18 protein-coding genes and 1 pseudogene are annotated in these 16504 nt (G+C 69.9%); 10 read left to right on the forward strand and 9 right to left on the reverse strand.

Features of this window, described 5'->3' with window-relative positions; all coding sequences use genetic code 11:
* Window positions 1-53: 53 nt before the first annotated feature.
* Both ACQPYK_RS16385 and ACQPYK_RS16390 read left to right on the forward strand, forming a co-directional pair.
* Complete coding sequence (locus ACQPYK_RS16385; RefSeq protein WP_433256093.1) at window positions 54-425, forward strand: DUF5997 family protein; 372 nt, start codon at window positions 54-56, stop codon at window positions 423-425.
* Window positions 426-536: 111 nt separating this feature from the next.
* The gene (locus ACQPYK_RS16390; RefSeq protein ID WP_433256095.1) at window positions 537-1349 is read left to right on the forward strand and encodes a methyltransferase domain-containing protein; all 813 of its coding nucleotides are present in this window, start codon (window positions 537-539) and stop codon (window positions 1347-1349) included.
* Here ACQPYK_RS16390 and ACQPYK_RS16395 read toward each other — a convergent pair.
* Window positions 1337-1561 (reverse strand): hypothetical protein, encoded by a 225-nt coding sequence (locus ACQPYK_RS16395; RefSeq protein WP_433256097.1) that lies wholly within the window; start codon window positions 1559-1561, stop codon window positions 1337-1339. The genes ACQPYK_RS16390 and ACQPYK_RS16395 overlap by 13 nt on opposite strands.
* A 142-nt stretch (window positions 1562-1703) precedes the next feature.
* On the opposite strand from ACQPYK_RS16395, the gene ACQPYK_RS16400 reads away from it, so the two are divergent.
* Entirely contained in the window at window positions 1704-2078 is a 375-nt protein-coding gene (locus tag ACQPYK_RS16400; protein WP_433256098.1) for a DUF2255 family protein, read from the forward strand.
* On the opposite strand, the gene ACQPYK_RS16405 is transcribed toward ACQPYK_RS16400, so the two are convergent.
* Entirely contained in the window at window positions 2040-4673 is a 2634-nt protein-coding gene (locus tag ACQPYK_RS16405) for an AAA family ATPase (RefSeq protein WP_433256100.1), read from the reverse strand. The two genes, ACQPYK_RS16400 and ACQPYK_RS16405, sit on opposite strands and share 39 nt — an antisense overlap.
* A 128-nt stretch (window positions 4674-4801) precedes the next feature.
* On the opposite strand from ACQPYK_RS16405, the gene ACQPYK_RS16410 reads away from it, so the two are divergent.
* Genes ACQPYK_RS16410 through ACQPYK_RS16420 form a run of 3 tightly spaced genes read left to right on the forward strand, consistent with a single transcriptional unit; the run spans window position 4802 to window position 7826 of the window.
* Entirely contained in the window at window positions 4802-6058 is a 1257-nt protein-coding gene (locus ACQPYK_RS16410) for an MFS transporter (RefSeq protein WP_433256102.1), read from the forward strand.
* A 5-nt stretch (window positions 6059-6063) separates the two neighbouring features.
* Complete coding sequence (locus ACQPYK_RS16415) at window positions 6064-7398, forward strand: carotenoid oxygenase family protein (protein ID WP_433256104.1); 1335 nt, start codon at window positions 6064-6066, stop codon at window positions 7396-7398.
* Complete coding sequence (locus ACQPYK_RS16420) at window positions 7395-7826, forward strand: SRPBCC family protein (RefSeq protein ID WP_433256106.1); 432 nt, start codon at window positions 7395-7397, stop codon at window positions 7824-7826. The genes ACQPYK_RS16415 and ACQPYK_RS16420 overlap by 4 nt, the downstream gene beginning before the upstream one ends.
* A 295-nt stretch (window positions 7827-8121) precedes the next feature.
* Here ACQPYK_RS16420 and ACQPYK_RS16425 read toward each other — a convergent pair whose 3' ends face one another.
* The 5 genes and pseudogenes from ACQPYK_RS16425 to ACQPYK_RS16445 all read right to left on the reverse strand — a co-directional run bounded on the left by ACQPYK_RS16425 (window position 8122) and on the right by ACQPYK_RS16445 (window position 11577).
* Window positions 8122-8781 carry a hypothetical protein gene (locus tag ACQPYK_RS16425; RefSeq protein WP_433256108.1) on the reverse strand — a complete coding sequence of 220 codons (660 nt, stop codon included), beginning with the start codon at window positions 8779-8781 and terminating at the stop codon, window positions 8122-8124.
* A gap of 441 nt (window positions 8782-9222) precedes the next feature.
* A complete protein-coding gene (locus ACQPYK_RS16430) occupies window positions 9223-9630 on the reverse strand; it encodes a hypothetical protein (protein WP_433256109.1) in 408 nt (135 codons plus the stop codon).
* 351 nt (window positions 9631-9981) lie between these two features.
* Window positions 9982-10926 carry an RNA polymerase sigma factor SigJ gene (sigJ, locus tag ACQPYK_RS16435; RefSeq protein ID WP_433256111.1) on the reverse strand — a complete coding sequence of 315 codons (945 nt, stop codon included), beginning with the start codon at window positions 10924-10926 and terminating at the stop codon, window positions 9982-9984.
* Window positions 10927-11063: 137 nt separating this feature from the next.
* Window positions 11064-11202: pseudogene (locus ACQPYK_RS16440) on the reverse strand (IS5-like element ISFal3A family transposase); the annotation flags it as partial.
* 66 nt (window positions 11203-11268) lie between these two features.
* Window positions 11269-11577, reverse strand: a complete 309-nt coding sequence (locus tag ACQPYK_RS16445) for an alpha-L-fucosidase (RefSeq protein WP_433256112.1) — start codon at window positions 11575-11577, stop codon at window positions 11269-11271.
* Between ACQPYK_RS16445 and ACQPYK_RS16450 the strand changes: the two genes are divergently transcribed.
* Together ACQPYK_RS16450 and ACQPYK_RS16455 are read left to right on the forward strand one after the other, a co-directional pair.
* A complete protein-coding gene (locus tag ACQPYK_RS16450) occupies window positions 11576-12592 on the forward strand; it encodes an ROK family protein (RefSeq protein WP_433256113.1) in 1017 nt (338 codons plus the stop codon). The genes ACQPYK_RS16445 and ACQPYK_RS16450 overlap by 2 nt on opposite strands.
* A gap of 155 nt (window positions 12593-12747) precedes the next feature.
* Complete coding sequence (locus ACQPYK_RS16455; RefSeq protein ID WP_433256115.1) at window positions 12748-13656, forward strand: universal stress protein; 909 nt, start codon at window positions 12748-12750, stop codon at window positions 13654-13656.
* A gap of 10 nt (window positions 13657-13666) precedes the next feature.
* Here ACQPYK_RS16455 and ACQPYK_RS16460 read toward each other — a convergent pair whose 3' ends face one another.
* Entirely contained in the window at window positions 13667-14308 is a 642-nt protein-coding gene (locus ACQPYK_RS16460) for a response regulator (RefSeq protein ID WP_433256117.1), read from the reverse strand.
* A gap of 292 nt (window positions 14309-14600) precedes the next feature.
* Here ACQPYK_RS16460 and ACQPYK_RS16465 point away from each other — a divergent pair, with 292 nt between their 5' ends.
* Both ACQPYK_RS16465 and ACQPYK_RS16470 read left to right on the forward strand, forming a co-directional pair.
* Window positions 14601-15104 carry a hypothetical protein gene (locus tag ACQPYK_RS16465; RefSeq protein WP_433256119.1) on the forward strand — a complete coding sequence of 168 codons (504 nt, stop codon included), beginning with the start codon at window positions 14601-14603 and terminating at the stop codon, window positions 15102-15104.
* Window positions 15105-15377: 273 nt separating this feature from the next.
* Window positions 15378-15593 carry a hypothetical protein gene (locus ACQPYK_RS16470; RefSeq protein WP_433256121.1) on the forward strand — a complete coding sequence of 72 codons (216 nt, stop codon included), beginning with the start codon at window positions 15378-15380 and terminating at the stop codon, window positions 15591-15593.
* Between the two features lie 154 nt (window positions 15594-15747).
* Here ACQPYK_RS16470 and ACQPYK_RS16475 read toward each other — a convergent pair whose 3' ends face one another.
* Window positions 15748-16455: an RraA family protein gene (locus ACQPYK_RS16475; RefSeq protein ID WP_433256122.1), complete on the reverse strand. Its 708-nt coding sequence runs from the start codon at window positions 16453-16455 to the stop codon at window positions 15748-15750.
* Window positions 16456-16504: the final 49 nt, after the last annotated feature.

A 16504-nucleotide genomic window follows, 5' to 3' on the forward strand; every position in this document is an offset into this window, starting at 1 on the left:
CCTCAGGGTACCGATGTCAAGGGAACCTGTTCCGGCTGACTACTCTTGATGCCATGACCTCGCCCAAACCGAAGACCATCCAGACAATGAAGCCCGCGACCGCGGCCAAGAAGCTGGGTGTCCCCCTCTCGGCCACTCCCGCCGAGTTCCAGGCGAGTGTCGTCTCCAGGGACGAGCTGAACGAGTTGCAGTCGACGCCACCCGCCTGGCTCGCTGACCTGCGCCGCAACGGCCCGCACACCAAGCAGGTCATCGCCGCGAAGCTCAGGGTCTCCATTGCCGGCCTGATCAGAGGTGGGATCACCGGACCGCTCACCACCGCTGAGATCGATGCGCTGAAAGCGGAGAACCCGGCGTGGCTGGAGCGCGAGCGGTCCCTCCACGCCGAGGCTCGCAAAGAAGCACTCCGCCTCAAGCAACGCTAGTGCCGCGTCAGGGAACGTTTGCCCTGTGTGGCGCTAATCGGCACCCATGGGGCGCAGGACGATCGTGAAACACCCGATGCCGGACAGGCCGAGCGTGCCAGGATCGCCCGCATGACTTTCGCTCCCAAGAGTTCTGCCGGGCAGGCGGACACCGCAGCGCCCACGCAGCCGTCGTGGATCCGTCCCGTTCCCGAGGGTTCTGCCGGGCCCGCAGAGCGGGCTGTGCCCAATGACTACGACAGCTTCGCCGAGGCGTATTCGGCCGAAAACGAGACCAGCCTCCTCAACGCCTACTACGAGCGGCCCGCGATGCTGGATCTGGCCGGTGACGTGGCCGGCCGGCGGATCCTCGACGCCGGCTGCGGCTCTGGCCCTCTGTCCGCGGCACTGCGCGAGCGGGGCGCCATCGTGACCGGCTTCGACTCCAGCGCCAAGATGCTGGAGCTGGCCCGGCAGCGGCTCGGCGACGGCGCTGCCCTGCACCTCGCCGATCTGGGCAGCCCGCTGCCGTTCCCCGACGCCGCGTTCGACGATGTCGTCGCGTCCCTGGTCCTGCACTACCTGGAGGACTGGACGGCACCGCTGGCCGAACTGCGGCGCGTGCTGACACCCGGCGGCCGGCTGATCGTGTCCGTTAATCACCCTTTCGCCGACTACCTGCAGGCCGGTCCCGGCGCCGGCTACTTCGCGACCCGCGAGTACTCCCAGGAATGGACCCTCGGCGGGCACAGCGCCCTGATGAGCTTCTGGCGCCGGCCGCTGCACGCGATGACCGACGCCTTCACCGCAGCCGGCTTCCGGATCGCCGTCATCAGCGAACCGTTTCCCGCACCGGGCGCCCGCGAATTGTTCCCCGACGTCTTCGCGGACAGGCCTTCGGGGGCCTTCCTGTGCTTCCTGTTCTTCGTTCTTCAGGCCGACTGATGCCGTATCAGGCCACGTTCGCCTCGGCGACGACGGTCGTCGCCGGTGAACGACACCTCGGCGATCTTCGCCACCGGCATGCCCTGCGCGGACAGTAGCACCATCTGGGCCCGCCGCCAGGTCACCACCGCCCCAGTGCCCCTGCGGATGATCCGTAGCAGCCGTCCGCCCTCGTCATCGTCGATCTCGCGTACATGGACTCGTTCCGCCACCCGGCCAGGGCGACGACCACGCGCCGTCCGGCACAGCACCCGGACGGCGCGTCACACCGCAACAGGGCAAACGTCGCCCGATCCGGCACTAGGCGACCATCACCGACGCGGACCAGGCCCCTGGCGCGGGACGGTTGCCCTCATGGGCGCCTTTGCAGACCTCACAGAGATCGTGATGCGGGTACGGCACGCGGACGGCCGCTGGTCGGCCCGGCCGATCTGGGTCGTGGAGATCGACGGAGAGGCCTACGTGCGCTCCGCCTTCGGCACGCGGAGCTTTTGGTACCGCCGCGTCCTGAAAAGTGCGGACACGGAGGTCGAGATCGATGGGGCGGTCCAGTCCGCGCGCCTGGAACCGGTGAACGACCCGGAGCTCGTCCAGCGCGTCTCCGGCGCCTACCGCGCCAAATACGGACTGGCCTGGCCCGGCCCCGTGGAGTCGATGAACGCCCACGAGGTCGCGGCCACCACGATGCGGCTAACGGATCTCGGGGAGGTCGCGCAGCTGCTTGCGTGAGCTGAGCCCCAGCTTGCGGAAGATGTTGCGCAGGTGCGCGTCGACCGTACGCGGGCTGAGGAACAGCTTGGCGGCGACCTCCTTGGAGGTCGCGCCGTCGGCGACCAGGCGGGCGATGTGCACCTCTTGCATGGTCAGCTGGTCGGAGACCTGAGCGGAACGGCTGCGGGCGTGCTCGCCCGTGGCCCGCAGCTCTCCGGCGGCACGCTCGGCGAAGGCTTCGGCACCCAGGTCAAACAGCAGTTCGTGCGCCATCCGCAGCTCGGTGCGGGCCTCGCGGCGGCGTCCCTCCCGGCGCAGCCACTCCCCGTAGAGCAGGTGCGCCCGGGCCCGGTAAAGCGCCATCCGGCTGTCCTCCAGCACCGTGACGGCCTCCCGGTAGGCGTCCTCGTCCTCGGTCACCAGGGCCCGGCAGTAGGCCTCCACTCCCAGCCCCCACGCCTGCCCGCCAGCCGTGGTGCGCTCGCGCAGCTGGGCCAGCGCCGACTCGGCCAGGTCAGCGGAGCCGCAGCGCACCGCGGCCTCGACCAGTTCGGGCAACGCCATGCCGGCCGGCCCGAGGTCGCCGTGGGCGACGGCCTGCCGGGCCGCCTCCAGCGCGGCCGGGTAGTCGGCCAGGCCGTTGTTGAGTACGGCTGTCGCCCACTGCACGCTGAGGGACATGTACGGCCCCACCGACGCGAACAGCTCGAGCGCCTCCTTGCGGCGTCCCCGCAGCGCGGCCAGATGGATCCGCGGGTAGACCAGCGGAGCGGCTCCGGTGGCCTCGGCGATCGCCTCCTCCTCGGAGATCATCTCCATCGCGGCGCCGAAGCCTCCGCCGTGCACGGTCGCGGCGGCCAGCATCGCCAGGCCGATCGGCAGCATGTGGAAGGACCCGGACTCGCGGCCCGCGGCCACGGCCCGCGCCGCGATGCCGTGCAGGGAGTCGTAGTTCCACAGCTCCACCGCCAGCATGAAACCCATCGACGGGCGCGTGGTCCACACCTGGTCGTCGACGTCGCCGACGATCGGCCGCAACGCGCCCGCCGCGGCCCGATGCCCTTCGGTGGACAGGCTGACAATGCCGTCCAGTACCACATCGGAGCTCGTCGGTGAGTCGACCGAGGGGGCTTTGCGGGCGGCGTCCACGACGTGGTCGAGACCGCCGGTCAGGATGCCCATCTCCATGGCGTCCAGGTAGCAGGCCCGCGACCGCGCCGGATCCGTGCCCGCCAGCCGGGCGGCGGCACGCAGCAGGAAGGTCGTGGGTCCCTCGTCGCCCCGCCGGCGCACGAAGGACAACCTGCCGCGCAGTAGGTCGACCCGGGGGTCGTCGCCCGGCACGGTGCTGAGCAGCTCGGCCGACTCATCGAAGGCGCCGACCGACAGCTTGGCCTGGACGGCGGCGAGCACCCGTTCCACGCGCAGGTCCGGGGCGATCGTCAAGGCGGCGGCGCGTTCGAGGAAGGCGGCCGCAGCCGCGATCCCGCCGCGGGCCTGTGCGCGGGCGGCGGAAGCCTCCAGCTCGGCGGCGATCTGCTCATCGGCTCCGGCGCTGGCCTGCGCGCGATGCCAGGACCGGCGGTCGGGGTCGGCGACGGGGTCGGTCGCGGCGGCCAGCGCCTCGTGCGCCCGCAGCCGGTCCTCGACGGAAGCGGCCTGGTAGACGGCCGATCGCGCCAGCGGGTGCGGAAAACGGACCCGGGTCCCGAACTCGACCAGCGAGGCCGCCTGAGCGGTGGCCGCCTGCTCGATGCCCAGGAACTCGGCCGCTCGCCACAGCAACCCAGGATCACCGACCGGGTCGGCGGCCGCGACCGTCAGCAGCAGCCGAGCCTGCGGGGGCAGGATCTCCAGACGGGCGCGGAAGCTCTGCTCGATCACCCCGGATGGGGGCAGGTCGAACCCGCCCGCCATCCCGGTCAGTCCGGCGCTGCGGGGCAGTTCCAGCAGCGCGAGAGGATTGCCCCGGGCCTCGGCCAGGATACGGTCGCGCACCCGTACGTCCAGCGGTGCCCTGATCGCGGCGGCCAGCAGCGCGCGAGCGTCCATCTCGCCCAGACCACGCAGCTCCAGGGTGGGCACCTCGGGCAGGCTGCTGGGCGTCCGGACTCCGATCACGATGGCGATGCGCTCGGCCGAGATCCGGCGAGCGAGGAAGGCCAGCGCCTTGGCCGAGGCGTGGTCGAGCCACTGGGCGTCGTCGACCACGCACAGCAGCGGGCGTTCGCGCACGGTCTCGGCCAGCAGCCCCAGCGTGGCCACCCCCACCAGGAACGGATCGGGCGTGCCGGTGTCCAGGCCGAAGGCGACCTCCAAGGCCTTGCGGTGCGGTGGCGGCAGCGCCATCACCTTGCCCAGGACCGGCGCGCAGAGCTGGTGCAGCGCGGCGAACGGCAGCTCCATCTCGAACTCCGCGCCCGACGCCTGCATCACCAGGAAACCCTCGGCGGACTCTTCCAGGTGCCGAAGGAGGGCGCTCTTGCCGATGCCCGGCTCCCCGCGCACGACCAGGGCGCCTCCGTCGCCCTCTCCGGCGGCCTGAAGTAAGGCGTCGAGCCGCCCGATCTCGTCCTGCCTACCGATCAGCTTGTCCATATATGTCAGGAGCATGCCTGAAAAAGTAGGCACCCGCGCCGTAACGAATCTAGGAACTACCCCAGCCTGGGGTCGGCGATGTCGCCTATATAGGCGAAAACTACCGACGCGAGCGGCGTTGCCCCGCTGCGAGGGTGATGGACATGAAGACACGGACCACCACCTGGACGCCCCTCGTCGTCCTGGCCACTGCGCAGTTCGTGGTTGTACTGAGTACCTCGATCGTCAACGTGGCCCTCCCGCAGATCCGCGCCGGCCTCGGGCTGTCGGCCGCGGGACTGTCGTGGGTCGTCAACGCCTACGTGCTGGTCTTCGGTGCGCTCCTGCTCCTCGGTGGCCGCTCCGGTGACGTGTACGGCCTGCGCCGTGTCTTCCTGGTCGGCACCGGCCTGTTCGCCCTCTCCTCCCTGGCCGCGGCCCTGGCTCCCGACGCGGTCCTGATGATCGGGGCCAGGGCTGTCCAGGGAGTGGGAGCCGCGCTCCTGGCACCGACCGCTCTCGCCCTGGCGCTCACCCTGTATCCCGATGGGAAACGCCGCGGCACCGCGCTGGGCGTGTGGGGTGCGGTCTCCGGCGCGGGCGGGGCGGCGGGCGTGCTGCTGAGCGGCCTGCTCACCGGCCTGTACGGCTGGCGCTCGGTGTTCTACGTGCTGGTGCCGCTCACGCTGATCGTGCTGGTGGCCACGTGGCGTCTGGTCACACCTGACCAGCCACGCGGCGGACGGCTGGACGTGCAGGGCGCGGTCACGGTGACCGCCGGGTTGGTCGCCCTCACCTACGGTCTGTCCAGCTTCTGGCCCGCTGCCCTGCTCGGCCTGGCGCTGCTCGGGTTGTTCGTGGTGCTCCAGCGGCGTTCCCCCGACCCGTTGCTGCCCGGCCGCATGGCGATCGTCGCCTGGCCCAACATCCTGATGGCGCTGCTCGGCGCGGTCTGGCTCGGGCTGTTCTACTTCCTGCCGCTCTACCAGCAGCGGGAGCTGGGCTACACGCCCATGGAAGCCGGGCTCACCCAGCTACCGCTCGCCCTGACGATCACCCTGACCTCCTGGGCCGCTCCCAAGCTGCGCAGCCGGGCCGTCCTGCCCGTCGGCCTGGTCCTGCCGGCCGGAGGGCTGGCGTGGCTGGCCACCTCACCCACCGACCTGCTCCCGCTCATCGCCGCCTCGATGCTCATCGGCGCCGGGCTGGGCGTGGCCTTCGTCGAGCTCACCGCGATGTCATCGGCCGGAGTGCCCGTCGAGGACAGCGGGCTGGCCGGCGGGCTGATCAACGCCACCCGGCAGATAGGCGGCGCGATCGGTCTGTCCTTCCTGACTCTTCTTCCTCCGTACGGCGGAGCCTTCCTGGCCTGCACCGTTCTCACCCTGCTCATCACCGTTCTCACCAGCCGAAAGGCATGACTGTCATGAACGAGCTGCCCGTGCCGTACATCACCGGCCACTTCACCCCGGTCACCGACGAGATCACCGCCCGCGAACTGACCGTGCGCGGCACCCTGCCGCCCGAGCTGAACGGCCGCTACTTCCGCAACGGCCACAACCCCAAGCCCGGGATCACCCCCAGCCACTGGTTCAAGGGCGAAGGCATGCTCCACGGCATCCGCCTCACCGAGGGCCGCGCCGAGTGGTACCGCAACCGCTGGGTGAAGACCCCGTACCTGGACGACGTGCCGTTCACCGGGACCGAGCTCGAAGTCAGCGCCGCCGCCACCAACATCATCTTCCACGGCGGCCGCTACCTGGCACTCCAGGAGGCCAACCTGCCCTGGGAGGTCAGCGCCGAGCTCGACACCATCGGCCCCTACGACTTCGGCGGCAAGCTCACCAGCGCGATGACCGCCCATCCCAAGGAGGACCAGGTCACCGGCGAGCTGCACTTCTTCTCCTACAGCCCGTTCCCGCCCTACCTGACCTACCACGTCGCCGACGCCGCCGGCGAGATCATCCGCACCACGGTGGTCGACGGGTCGGGGCCGTCCCTGATGCACGACTTCGCCATCACCCGCGAGCACGCCGTCTTCATCAACTCGCCCGTCGTCTTCGACCACGCCGAGCACTCGGGCATCCCGTACCGCTGGCACGACGACGTGCCCTTCCGCATCGGCGTCATGCCGCGGACCGGGCCGGCGAAGGTCACCTGGTTCGACATCGACAACCAGGCGGCGATCCTGCACGTCACCAACTCCTACGTCGACTCCATGGGCCGAGTCGTCCTGGAAGGGCCGCGCTTCGACCGGTCCGCCTGGGAGACCTCCTGGAAGTGGTGGGTCGGCGCACCGGGCTACGGCCCCACCCTGGACGCCGGTTCCACCTTCCACCGCTGGATCATGGACCCGGCCACAGGCAAGGCCGTGGACGAATCGCTGGACGACCTGATCAGCGAGTTCCCGGCCATCAACGACGTCTACACCGGCGTCGCCAACCGCTACAGCTACGCCATCGCCTTCCCCGGCGCCGGGCTGCACGGCCACCACACCGTCAAGTTCGATACCGCCACGGGACAGCAGAAGTTCTTCGCGCACGGGGAGGGACGGATGCCCGGCGAGGCCGTCTTCGTCCCCGCTGCCGGTGGAACGGCCGAGGACGACGGCTACCTGCTCACCATCGTCAGCGACCTGACGGCCAACGCCTCCGAGCTGCTCGTGCTGAACGCGGGCGACATGAGCACGGTCGCCGCCGTCGAACTGCCCCGCCGGGTGCCCGCCGGCATCCACGGACACTGGATCGAGGACCAGAAGTGATCACCGGAATCGACACACGGGCTGCTGTCGTCGTACGCGTCAGCATCGAGATCGACGCCCCCCTGCAGCGGGTCTGGAACCTGCACACCGACGTCGGCAACTGGCCGACCTGGCAGACCGACATCACCACCGCCACCGGTTCCGTCGAGGAGGGCTCCGTCTTCCACTGGAGCACCTTCGGCCTGGACATCGCCTCCACCGTCTACGCCGTCGAGGCCCCCCACCGCACCCTGTGGGGCGGCCCCGCCCACGGCATCGACGGGATCCACCAGTGGACCTTCGGCGAGGAGGACGGCGTGGTCCACGTGCACACCGAGGAGTCCTGGGACGGCGAGCCCATCCGGGCCGACGTCGACGGCATGCGCGCGAGCCTCCAGGTCTCGCTGACCTCCTGGCTCCAGCACCTGAAGAAGGCCGCCGAGAGTTGACCGGTTTCCTTCAGGCCGGGTGGCTGCCGCCACCCGGCCCTTTCTTGTGGAGATTTCATGACCGAGTGGGAACGCCGGAATTCAAGGCCGCGCCGACGGCTGGACGTCGTCGACGCCGAGGCGGACGACCTCGAGGGCAGGGTGGGGCAGGCGCCGGCTGGGCGCTTCGTGATCTCGGAAGCGGATCCGCCGCCTTCTGGAGGCCGGAATCGCGGAATCTCGGAAGTCGCAACCGGGAGTGCACTTCCGAGATGGCGTTAATCTCGGACGTACGACTCGCCTGCCGGCCGAGGTTCTACGGCGACTCCGCCCCCCTGGAGAAGTTCCGTTGCCGCCGCACGCCGGGGAAGCGGACGGCCACCACACCGATGCTCACGGCAGCCGCCGTCCACACGACCCACTGCCCGATGGTCATGATCACTTCATTTCTGCCCGGTGGCATCACGACCATCTGGACGGCCGCACCGACCGGCACGGTCAGTTTTGCGAGCACACCGATCGCTCCCGGCTGCCTGGCGCATGACCCTATGGCGCCCAGAATCGGACCGAACAGAACACTCGCCACCCACCAGTAGACCGTGTCAAGCCCGTAGGAGCCAAGCGAGACGCCGTGGACGACCGTGTCCACGGCGTAGTAGGCCGCCGTGGCGGCGAGCAGGGCCACCACGCCGGCCACGGCGCCCCGGGCCGGTGTGCGGGCCCCAAGGCCCCTCTGCCTGGCGCGGGTGGCCAACGATCCCGCCAGCACCGCCAACCCGGCCCATGCCCACCCGGAGTCCAGCAGCACGCTCACGATCTCCATGACCGACCACCCGCTGGTCGTCGCTTCCCGGCTTTCCAGATCCACAGAAAGCTGGGCCACGGCGTTGACCAGGGAGGTGGCCGCGCCGAACACCGCACCGGCCGCCAGGACGCTCACCAGGGGTTTCCGCCCGGGTCGCGGGTTGTCGTTCATGGGTGACTTTCTACCAAACCAGGCTGTAATCTGCGCGATCGGAAGGAAACTGGAGCAGGTTCCCATCAGAGCATCAGCGGGCTGCCGAGCAGCCTGCGGGCGACGAACCGAGCGAGCGGTCGCCGCCTCCCTGAACAAGATCGACTCATGGCCGGTTTCACACGTGTCCCGGCTGGACCCGGCGGCGGTCTTCGCGCTCAGACCTGACGGGAGCGGCGCCTACATCTCGATGCGCAGCGACCATGGGGTGATGGGGTGTGCCGCGGCGCTCGACCAGGGCCGTGTCTTCTGCATCAGCTCCGGGCAAGGCGTGGTCGGCCCGGAACCGGAGTTGCTCCCCTGTCATCGAAATGTCACTTTGCGTTGAGGGGTTCGCCGGCGCTCCCATCCACCGCTGACGGACCGGCGATCAGTTCGTTCACGGGCAATGAGAAGGCCTGGTCACGATGGGCGTGTCGTCGTCGCGTCCAGCTCAGAGGTGATCAAGGTGGTCGGGTGCACGTGAGTGCGGCGGTCGGCCGAGACCCGGCTGAGTTGAAGGACGCTCATGCCGAACAACAGCACGCCCAATGGGACGTGCAGGGTCTTCACGTGCGCGATGCCCAGCGCTATCTGCGCCAGCGTGAGCCCCAAGAACCCGACCGCGTACAGGATGGGCCTGGGCGAGCCGCCGCCCGGCCGCCACACCAAGATCGCGGTGACCAGGTGCGACAGCGCCGCGGCGAACACCCCGTACGCCGAAACACTGTGCAATGTTCGTCCGCCGGGCGAGGACAACAACAGTCCGGCGGTGATCGGCGCGGCGAAGAGGGCCAAGGTCTGCAGGATGATCGCGACGCGCAAGAACACGGGTGACTCCTTGACGGCTGTGGGACGGGTGAAGACGGCGACGATGACGACCAGGACGCTTTCCTGCGTGCTGGATGGTGTCTCATGAGTCCGACGACACAACCGCTGGGAATGTGAGGCCACGCGCCGACCTCACGGTTCGGCGCGCCGTCTCGGTCGAACCGGTGAGGGCGGTTGCACCAAGGAGAGTCGGCGACCACGCGAAGTAACCGCCGATCTTCGCGCACCAGAGGATGTAGATCACTCGATCAACGGTCTCTGCCGGTAGCACGAGTGGATCTACGTTCCGTTGCGAAGCATCGCACGCTGTAACGGTCGGGTTGCTTCGACGGCCGCGCGTCCTGGTTGGTCCTAGTCCTCTCGCCCCGCCGTCCACGGCCGGAGCTTGTCCGGGTTTCGTACTGCCCAGATGTGCGTGATCCGGTCGCCTGCGACCTCGAACGCCGCCACCGCCATGGTGACGCCGTTCTGCTGAGTCACCAGACCGGGCTGACCGTTGACCGTACGCTCCAGGATCGTCAGGTCGGGTGCCATGCCGGTGATGGCCAGGGCGTAGCGCGCGATCTGCTCGCCGCCTTCGATCGGGCGGAGCAGGGCGCTGACGAGGCCGCCGCCGTCGGCGATCATCGTGGCGTCGGGGTCGAGGAGGCCGATGAGGGCGTCGATGTCCTTGGCCTCCCAGGCCTGTTTGAAGGCTCTGACGATGTCGGCGCGCTGGGCGGCCGGAGTCGCGGGAGCCTGCGACGCGCGAATGCGACGGCGGGCCGAGGAGGCCAGCTGGCGGCAGGCCGCCGGGGTACGGCCGACGATCTCGGCCACTTCGGCGAAGGGGTAGCGGAAGACGTCGTGCAGGATGAACGCGACGCGCTCGGCCGGGGTCATCGATTCGAGCACGACGAGGAAGGCCATGTTGACCGACTCGTCGAGAGTGACCCGATCGGCCGGGTCGGCCGAGGTGCCGCCCGGCCGCCCGCTGATCCACTCCGTACGCTCGGGCAGCGGCTCCGGGATCCATTCGCCCACGTAGCGCTCCCGCCGGGCCCGCGCCGAGCCGAGCAGGTCGAGGCAGATGCGACCGGCGACCGTCGTCAGCCAGCCGCCGGGGGAGTCGATGGCCTCCTGCTGCTGTCGGGACATGGCGTACCAGCGGGCGTAGGTCTCCTGGACGACATCTTCGGCGTCGGCCAGGGAGCCGAGAAGCCGGTAGGCGAGATTGATCAGCTGGCGCCGCTCGCTCATGATCGCGCTCAGGCCCGGATCGAGCCGGCCGTCTCCTGGCTCGGATGGGGTGGTCATGGTGTCGCCGACACTCCTTGGTCGCAGCTGCCCTCACCGGTTCGACGAGACGGCGCGCCGAACTGTGAGGTCGGCGTGTGGCCTCACGTTCCCAGCGGTTGTGTCGTCGGACTCATGAGACACCATTGCGCATCGGCCCCGTCACGGCCCTGAACCGACGCGGCCATCACACACCACAAGAAGCAGCCCCAGGGTGTCGGTCACGATGAACCGCCTGCGGCCGTTGCCCTTCTCGCCCGCATCGAACCCGCGCGTGCTGGTCCCGACGGTGTCGGCGCACCGTGATCCGTATCTTCCGGCCCGGCGCTCGATCTCACCCCCTGGCCGGGGCCTTCCCGTCGGTCAGGTGGCCGGCGGGAAGGTGAGGACGGCGGCCGGCAGATGACGCAGAGCAGGAGGGACGGCGACCGTGCCGTCCGCGGAGATCTCCGCGGGGCCGTCGCCCCAGTAGGCTCCCAGACGGCGGAGCCGGTCCACCTGTTCGTCGGGCAGCGAGCCGTCACCGCGGGGACTGATGTTGAGCAGCAGGTTGCCGTTCTTGGCGACCGTGTCCACCAGGAGGTGCACCAGCTCGACGGGGCCGATGAGGTACGTGCCGTCCTCCGCGCGGTTGTAGCCGAACGAGGTGCCCAAACCGCGCGTCGCCTCCATGCCCCTACCTCCGTACCGGGAGGATCTGATCAAGGCGGAGATCCTCGCCATGACCGGGTCGCAGCCGCTCAACCGGTCACAGATCGCCGCCCGGCTCGGCCTGGGCGCCGCCACCGTGACCGACCACACTCGCCGCCTGATCAAACTGGGCTTCCTGCGCGAGTTGCCGCCGCGGGTCACCGGTAGGGGGCGGCCGAGGGTGCCGCTCGAAGTGGTGGCCGACGCGGCCTACACCCTGGACCTGCGGGTGCACCCCGATCACCTGATGGGCGTGCTCATGCGGCTCGACGGCAGCGAGGTACGGCGCTTCACCCGGCCGTTCTCACCGGCCGACGACCCCGTGGGGCAGCTCGCGACGGCGTGCGAGGAGGTGCTGAGCGATCCGGCCACCGGTTCGCGAGTGCTGGGCATCGGCCTGGCCGTGCCCGGGGTGATCGATCCCGGCACGGGGACGGTACGGCTGTCGCCTCGCCTGGGCTGGGCGGACATGCCGGTGCGGCCGCCGCTCGCCGCGCGGCTGCCGGTTCCCGTGCTGATCGACAACGACACCAGAGCCTCCACCACGGGTGAGCTGCTGTTCGGAACCGGCCGCGACCACGACGACTTCCTGGTGCTGGCGATAGGTGACGGCGTCGGCATGGGCATCGTGCTGGATCGCCGGGTGCATCGGGGGCCCGACGGGGTGGCGGGCGAGTTCGGGCACGTGCCGACCGGCCCGGGCGGTCCCGAATGCGTGTGCGGGCGGCGCGGCTGCGTCGACGCCTATGTGGCGGACTACGCGCTCGCCGCCGAAGCGGCGGCGGGCGTGGTGAACGTGCTGGCCGTACGGGCGCTGACGGTCATCGGTGAGAGCCATGTGCTCTGGCCGTACCTCGCGCCGGGCTTCCACCGCGCGGTCGACGACGGGATCATCGCGGCGCTACCCGGTCTGGAGATCAAAGTCCGGCCGTGGGACGACAGCGGCCACGCGCGCGGCGCGGCAAGCCTGGTGCTGGCCGCCAGTGTGGCGTCCTGATCCTCGGGGGAGGCGGTCGGCGACGGCACCCTCACCGGTCAGGCTCCCGATGACGGCGGCAGCGGAAAAGAGGGCGGAAGGTCCCACGCCGGTGGGACCTTCCGCCCTGCCGTGCCGAGGCCTCTGCCGCCGATCCTGGGAAGGAGGTGAGAGCGATGACCGATTCCCACGACATCGTCGTCGGCTACGACGGCTCCGACTTCTCCATGCAGGCCCTGGAATGGGCGATGGACGAGGCCGAGCTCAGAAAGCTGCCGCTGACGGTGGCGCACGCCTGGCGGTGGCCCTACGGCCCGGCCGACGAGGAGGCCAAGGGGCACCTGCGCAAGGCCGCCGAGCACGTGCTGTATCACGGGGGTGAGTGCGCCCGCTCGTGCAGCGCGATCCCCGAGGTCACCACCGATCTGTACGAGGGCGCCGCGGCCGAGCGGCTGGTGGAGCTGTCGGCGCACGCGCGGCTGGTCGTGGTGGGATCGCGCGGGATGGGCGCTCTGGCCCGCGCCGTCGTGGGGTCGGTGGCCGGCTATGTGGCGGCGGAGGCGCGCTGCCCGGTGGTCGTGGTGCGCGGACCCGGTCCGATTCCGGTCCCGCGGCACCGTGGGGCCGTGGTGGTGGGCATGACCGGGCACACGCCCGATGCGGCGATCGCTTTCGCCTTCGCCGAGGCCGACCTGCGCCGGCTGCCCTTGGTGGCGGTGCACGCCGGGCATCTGCAGCCGATGGCGTGGAGCGCGCCGATGCCGCTGGTGCCCGACACGCGGGCCATCACGACGGCGGCCGAAGACGACATGCTGGAGCGGTTGCAGCCCTGGCGGGCCGGTCATCCGGCGGTGTCGGTGCACACCTACTTCGTGGCCGCCTCGGCCAAAGACGCCCTGCTGGATCTGTCGAAGGAGGCGGCTTTGATGGTGGTCGGCGGCGCGCGTGGGCACGGCCGGCTCGGCTCGGTCACCCGATCGATCCTGCAGCACGCGTCCTGCGCCGTCGCGGTCGTCCCGGTCACCGTGGACGGCCCGCCGCAGGCCGAGGCGCCGCTTTCCGGCTCGGAGACCGCCGAAGGCTGATCCGAGCGTCTCACTCCGGACGGTCGGCCTTCAGCCGTGCGGCCAGGGCGGCGGCCTGGGTGCGGCGTTGCATGCTCAGCTTGGCCAGCAGGTTGGAGACGTAGTTCTTCACGGTCTTCTCGGCGAGATAGAGCCGCTCGCCGATCTGCCGGTTGGTCAGGCCTTCACCGATCAGCTCCAAGATGTGGCGTTCCTGCTCCGACAGGGCGGCCAGCGGGTCCTTGCGGGTGGCCTGCTCACGCAGGCGGGCCAGCATGGAAGCGGTGGTCTGCGGGTCCAGCAGCGACTGCCCGGCCGCCACCGTCCGCACCGCGCCGACCAGGTCCGAGCCGTGGATCTGCTTGAGCACGTAACCGGACGCGCCCGCCATGACCGCGGTGAACAGGGCGTCGTCGTCGGCGAAGGAGGTCAGCATCAAACAGGCGAGTTCCGGCACCAGGGAGCGGACCTCGCGGCAGACGTCCACACCGCTGCCGTCGGGCAGGCGCACGTCCAGCACCGCCACATCCGGCCGCAGCGCCGGGATGCGGGCCATGGCCGACTCCGCGGTTCCGGCCTCGCCGATCACCTCGATGTCGCCCTCGGACTCCAGCAGCGCGGCCACACCCCGGCGCACCACCTCGTGATCGTCGACCAGGAACACACGAATCATGCTCCGAACGTTAATCCCCTCGTGGCGGCGTCGCCAGGGACCAAGGTCCCGAGTGCCACATTCCCAGTGCCACGGGCGGGGGCAGGGGATCGCTCCATCGCGCTCCATGCCCGGTGATCGTCGTCAAGCAGCGCGGTCGACGGCGAGGCGGCAGGCGCCCGGGTGCGTACCGCGGCGGGAAACGGGTCGAAAGTCCCGACGCGGACGGACCGGCGCCTCTGGGATCCCTGGCACCCGACGACCGGATCGCCAACGCACGGTTTCGGTGAGATCCGTGAAATGGTTGCGCCTTATGAGTAGATCGTTGAAGATAGCGCGCATTCTCCTGGTAGCCGTGTTCGTCGCCGGTCTTTCCGCCTGCTCGGGGCAGGACGGATCGTCTTCCTCCCCCTCGGCCGCCGCCTCCCCGTCTCCGGCGGAATCCGAGAGCGCCGCCGCCTCCCCGTCTCCGGCGGAATCCGAGACCGGTTCCGCCGAGGACGCGACGGAGACGCCGGGTGACGGGGCCACGGACACGGGCCCCGCCGTCGATCTGATCGGATCGCTCAGCGTGACACTGACGCAGCCGGGCTGGATCACGGTGCAGTTGGACGGGGGTGACGCCCAGCCGGTCATGCTTCGTCCGGACGCGGTGGTGCTCGACGTGCAGGGAGCGATCTGCGACAAGGGCGCGATCCCGCACAAGTGCACCGCGGCGCAGCTTGAGAAGGCGCTCAAGGCGGGCAAGGACGTCTACGCCAAGGTGACGCTCAAGAGCGGGACGGCCACGCGCGTCGAGGAGATCGTCAGGCAGTGACGGCGCTCGCGATCGCTCTTCGCGCTTCTCGTCTCGAGAGTTTCATAGGTATTGACCATATTTATGGGCTTTTGTCGCCCTACTCTCTCGGCGAGGCAATCGAACAAAGGAGCGAATAGTGTGCCGATACCATGGATTCTCCTTGGTTGATCAGGCGAAGAACCGTCGATAGCTTCGACTAGTCCCCACCGGGGACACGGCGCGGCCGCGCACATGACGACGGCCCCCCGCTGGCACGGGGAGCCGTCTGGACCTCTTCTCCGAGGAACCGTCATGACCATACCCGGCGAACCGTCCGACTCCGGCGCACCCCGGCGCTCATCGTTGGTATCCCTGCGGGTCACGGTGATACTCGCAACCGGCCTGGTGGCCGGCATCGGCGCCGCGACCCTGCTTCTCCTGGGGGGCGTTCTACTCCCGCTGGCCGTTCTGAGCGGTTGCGGCACGGCAGGGGGAGTCATCATGGCGCTGCACAAACTCGTGGAATAGCCGACCGGCGGGTCGCCTTACACCCTGCGCCGAAGGGCGCGGTGAACGGTCACACCGGCCAAGGTGTGTCGCCGTGCGAGTCGGGGTCTGATCGGCGCCGCGTGGCCCGGCCCGCACGGCGACGCGGAGCGTACGATCTCGTCGCGGCGCCGGATCACTCCTCGATGGCTCCGCCCACGGCCCGCAAATGATCGCGGAAACTCAGGGAGGGCACCTTTCGGCGCTGGGAAAGGAAGGTGTCGAACCGCACCTGCCCGCGCAGGGAGACGCCCGCGCGAATCTGCTCGGCCTGGCCTCGCTCGGTGTCGCGAATCCTCTCCGCAAGGGTGAAGACGTCCTCGGCGTGGGCGGCCGGTATGAAGAGCACGCCGTCGTCGTCGCCCAGGACCACCTCCTCGCGCCCCACCGTCAAATCTCCCACGGCGGCGGACTCCAACGCGTCCTGGGGACGGGCGTCGAGGCGCAGCGGGCCGGTCGGAATCGCTCCCATGCTGAAGACCGGCAGCCCGATCGCCCGTATGTCGGCCGTGTCGCGATGCAGTCCCCAGATCACGACCCCCTCCAGCCCGGCGGCCTGAGCCTCCAGGACGACCAGGTCGCCGACGCAGGCCTCATCGAGCCGCCCGCCGTTGTCGACCACCAGTACGTCACCGGCCGCGGCCCCTTCGAACGCCTCCAGGAAGACATCGACGCTGCCGACATGCCGGGCGGGGCACACACGCCCGGCCAGACGACTGCCCGGCACCACCGCGTGCAGGAGCGCGGGCGCGCACCGCACCGGAAGCCGGGCGCGAATGCACGCATCCGCCAGATGAGCGGTGGTCAGCTTCGCGAACCGCCGCTGAAGCTCCTGGTGGTTCATACCGTGCTCCCTCGCCTTCTCCTTTGACGCGTCATCTTCGCCGCGTCAT

The organism is Streptosporangium sp. CA-135522, from assembly GCF_050949235.1.
In the GTDB taxonomy this organism is placed as follows: domain Bacteria; phylum Actinomycetota; class Actinomycetes; order Streptosporangiales; family Streptosporangiaceae; genus Streptosporangium.

What these genes read in the sequence shown, in the direction of transcription:
- ACQPYK_RS16385 (WP_433256093.1), top strand. Translation starts at nt 54, where the DNA reads ATGACCTCGCCCAAACCGAAGACCATCCAGACAATGAAGCCCGCGACC.
- ACQPYK_RS16390 (WP_433256095.1), top strand. Translation starts at nt 537, where the DNA reads ATGACTTTCGCTCCCAAGAGTTCTGCCGGGCAGGCGGACACCGCAGCG.
- ACQPYK_RS16400 (WP_433256098.1), top strand. Translation starts at nt 1,704, where the DNA reads ATGGGCGCCTTTGCAGACCTCACAGAGATCGTGATGCGGGTACGGCAC.
- ACQPYK_RS16405 (WP_433256100.1), bottom strand. Translation starts at nt 4,673, where the DNA reads ATGCTCCTGACATATATGGACAAGCTGATCGGTAGGCAGGACGAGATC.
- ACQPYK_RS16410 (WP_433256102.1), top strand. Translation starts at nt 4,802, where the DNA reads ATGAAGACACGGACCACCACCTGGACGCCCCTCGTCGTCCTGGCCACT.
- ACQPYK_RS16415 (WP_433256104.1), top strand. Translation starts at nt 6,064, where the DNA reads ATGAACGAGCTGCCCGTGCCGTACATCACCGGCCACTTCACCCCGGTC.
- ACQPYK_RS16425 (WP_433256108.1), bottom strand. Translation starts at nt 8,781, where the DNA reads ATGAACGACAACCCGCGACCCGGGCGGAAACCCCTGGTGAGCGTCCTG.
- sigJ (WP_433256111.1), bottom strand. Translation starts at nt 10,926, where the DNA reads ATGACCACCCCATCCGAGCCAGGAGACGGCCGGCTCGATCCGGGCCTG.
- ACQPYK_RS16450 (WP_433256113.1), top strand. Translation starts at nt 11,576, where the DNA reads ATGCCCCTACCTCCGTACCGGGAGGATCTGATCAAGGCGGAGATCCTC.
- ACQPYK_RS16445 (WP_433256112.1), bottom strand. Translation starts at nt 11,577, where the DNA reads ATGGAGGCGACGCGCGGTTTGGGCACCTCGTTCGGCTACAACCGCGCG.
- ACQPYK_RS16455 (WP_433256115.1), top strand. Translation starts at nt 12,748, where the DNA reads ATGACCGATTCCCACGACATCGTCGTCGGCTACGACGGCTCCGACTTC.
- ACQPYK_RS16460 (WP_433256117.1), bottom strand. Translation starts at nt 14,308, where the DNA reads ATGATTCGTGTGTTCCTGGTCGACGATCACGAGGTGGTGCGCCGGGGT.
- ACQPYK_RS16465 (WP_433256119.1), top strand. Translation starts at nt 14,601, where the DNA reads ATGAGTAGATCGTTGAAGATAGCGCGCATTCTCCTGGTAGCCGTGTTC.
- ACQPYK_RS16470 (WP_433256121.1), top strand. Translation starts at nt 15,378, where the DNA reads ATGACCATACCCGGCGAACCGTCCGACTCCGGCGCACCCCGGCGCTCA.
- ACQPYK_RS16475 (WP_433256122.1), bottom strand. Translation starts at nt 16,455, where the DNA reads ATGAACCACCAGGAGCTTCAGCGGCGGTTCGCGAAGCTGACCACCGCT.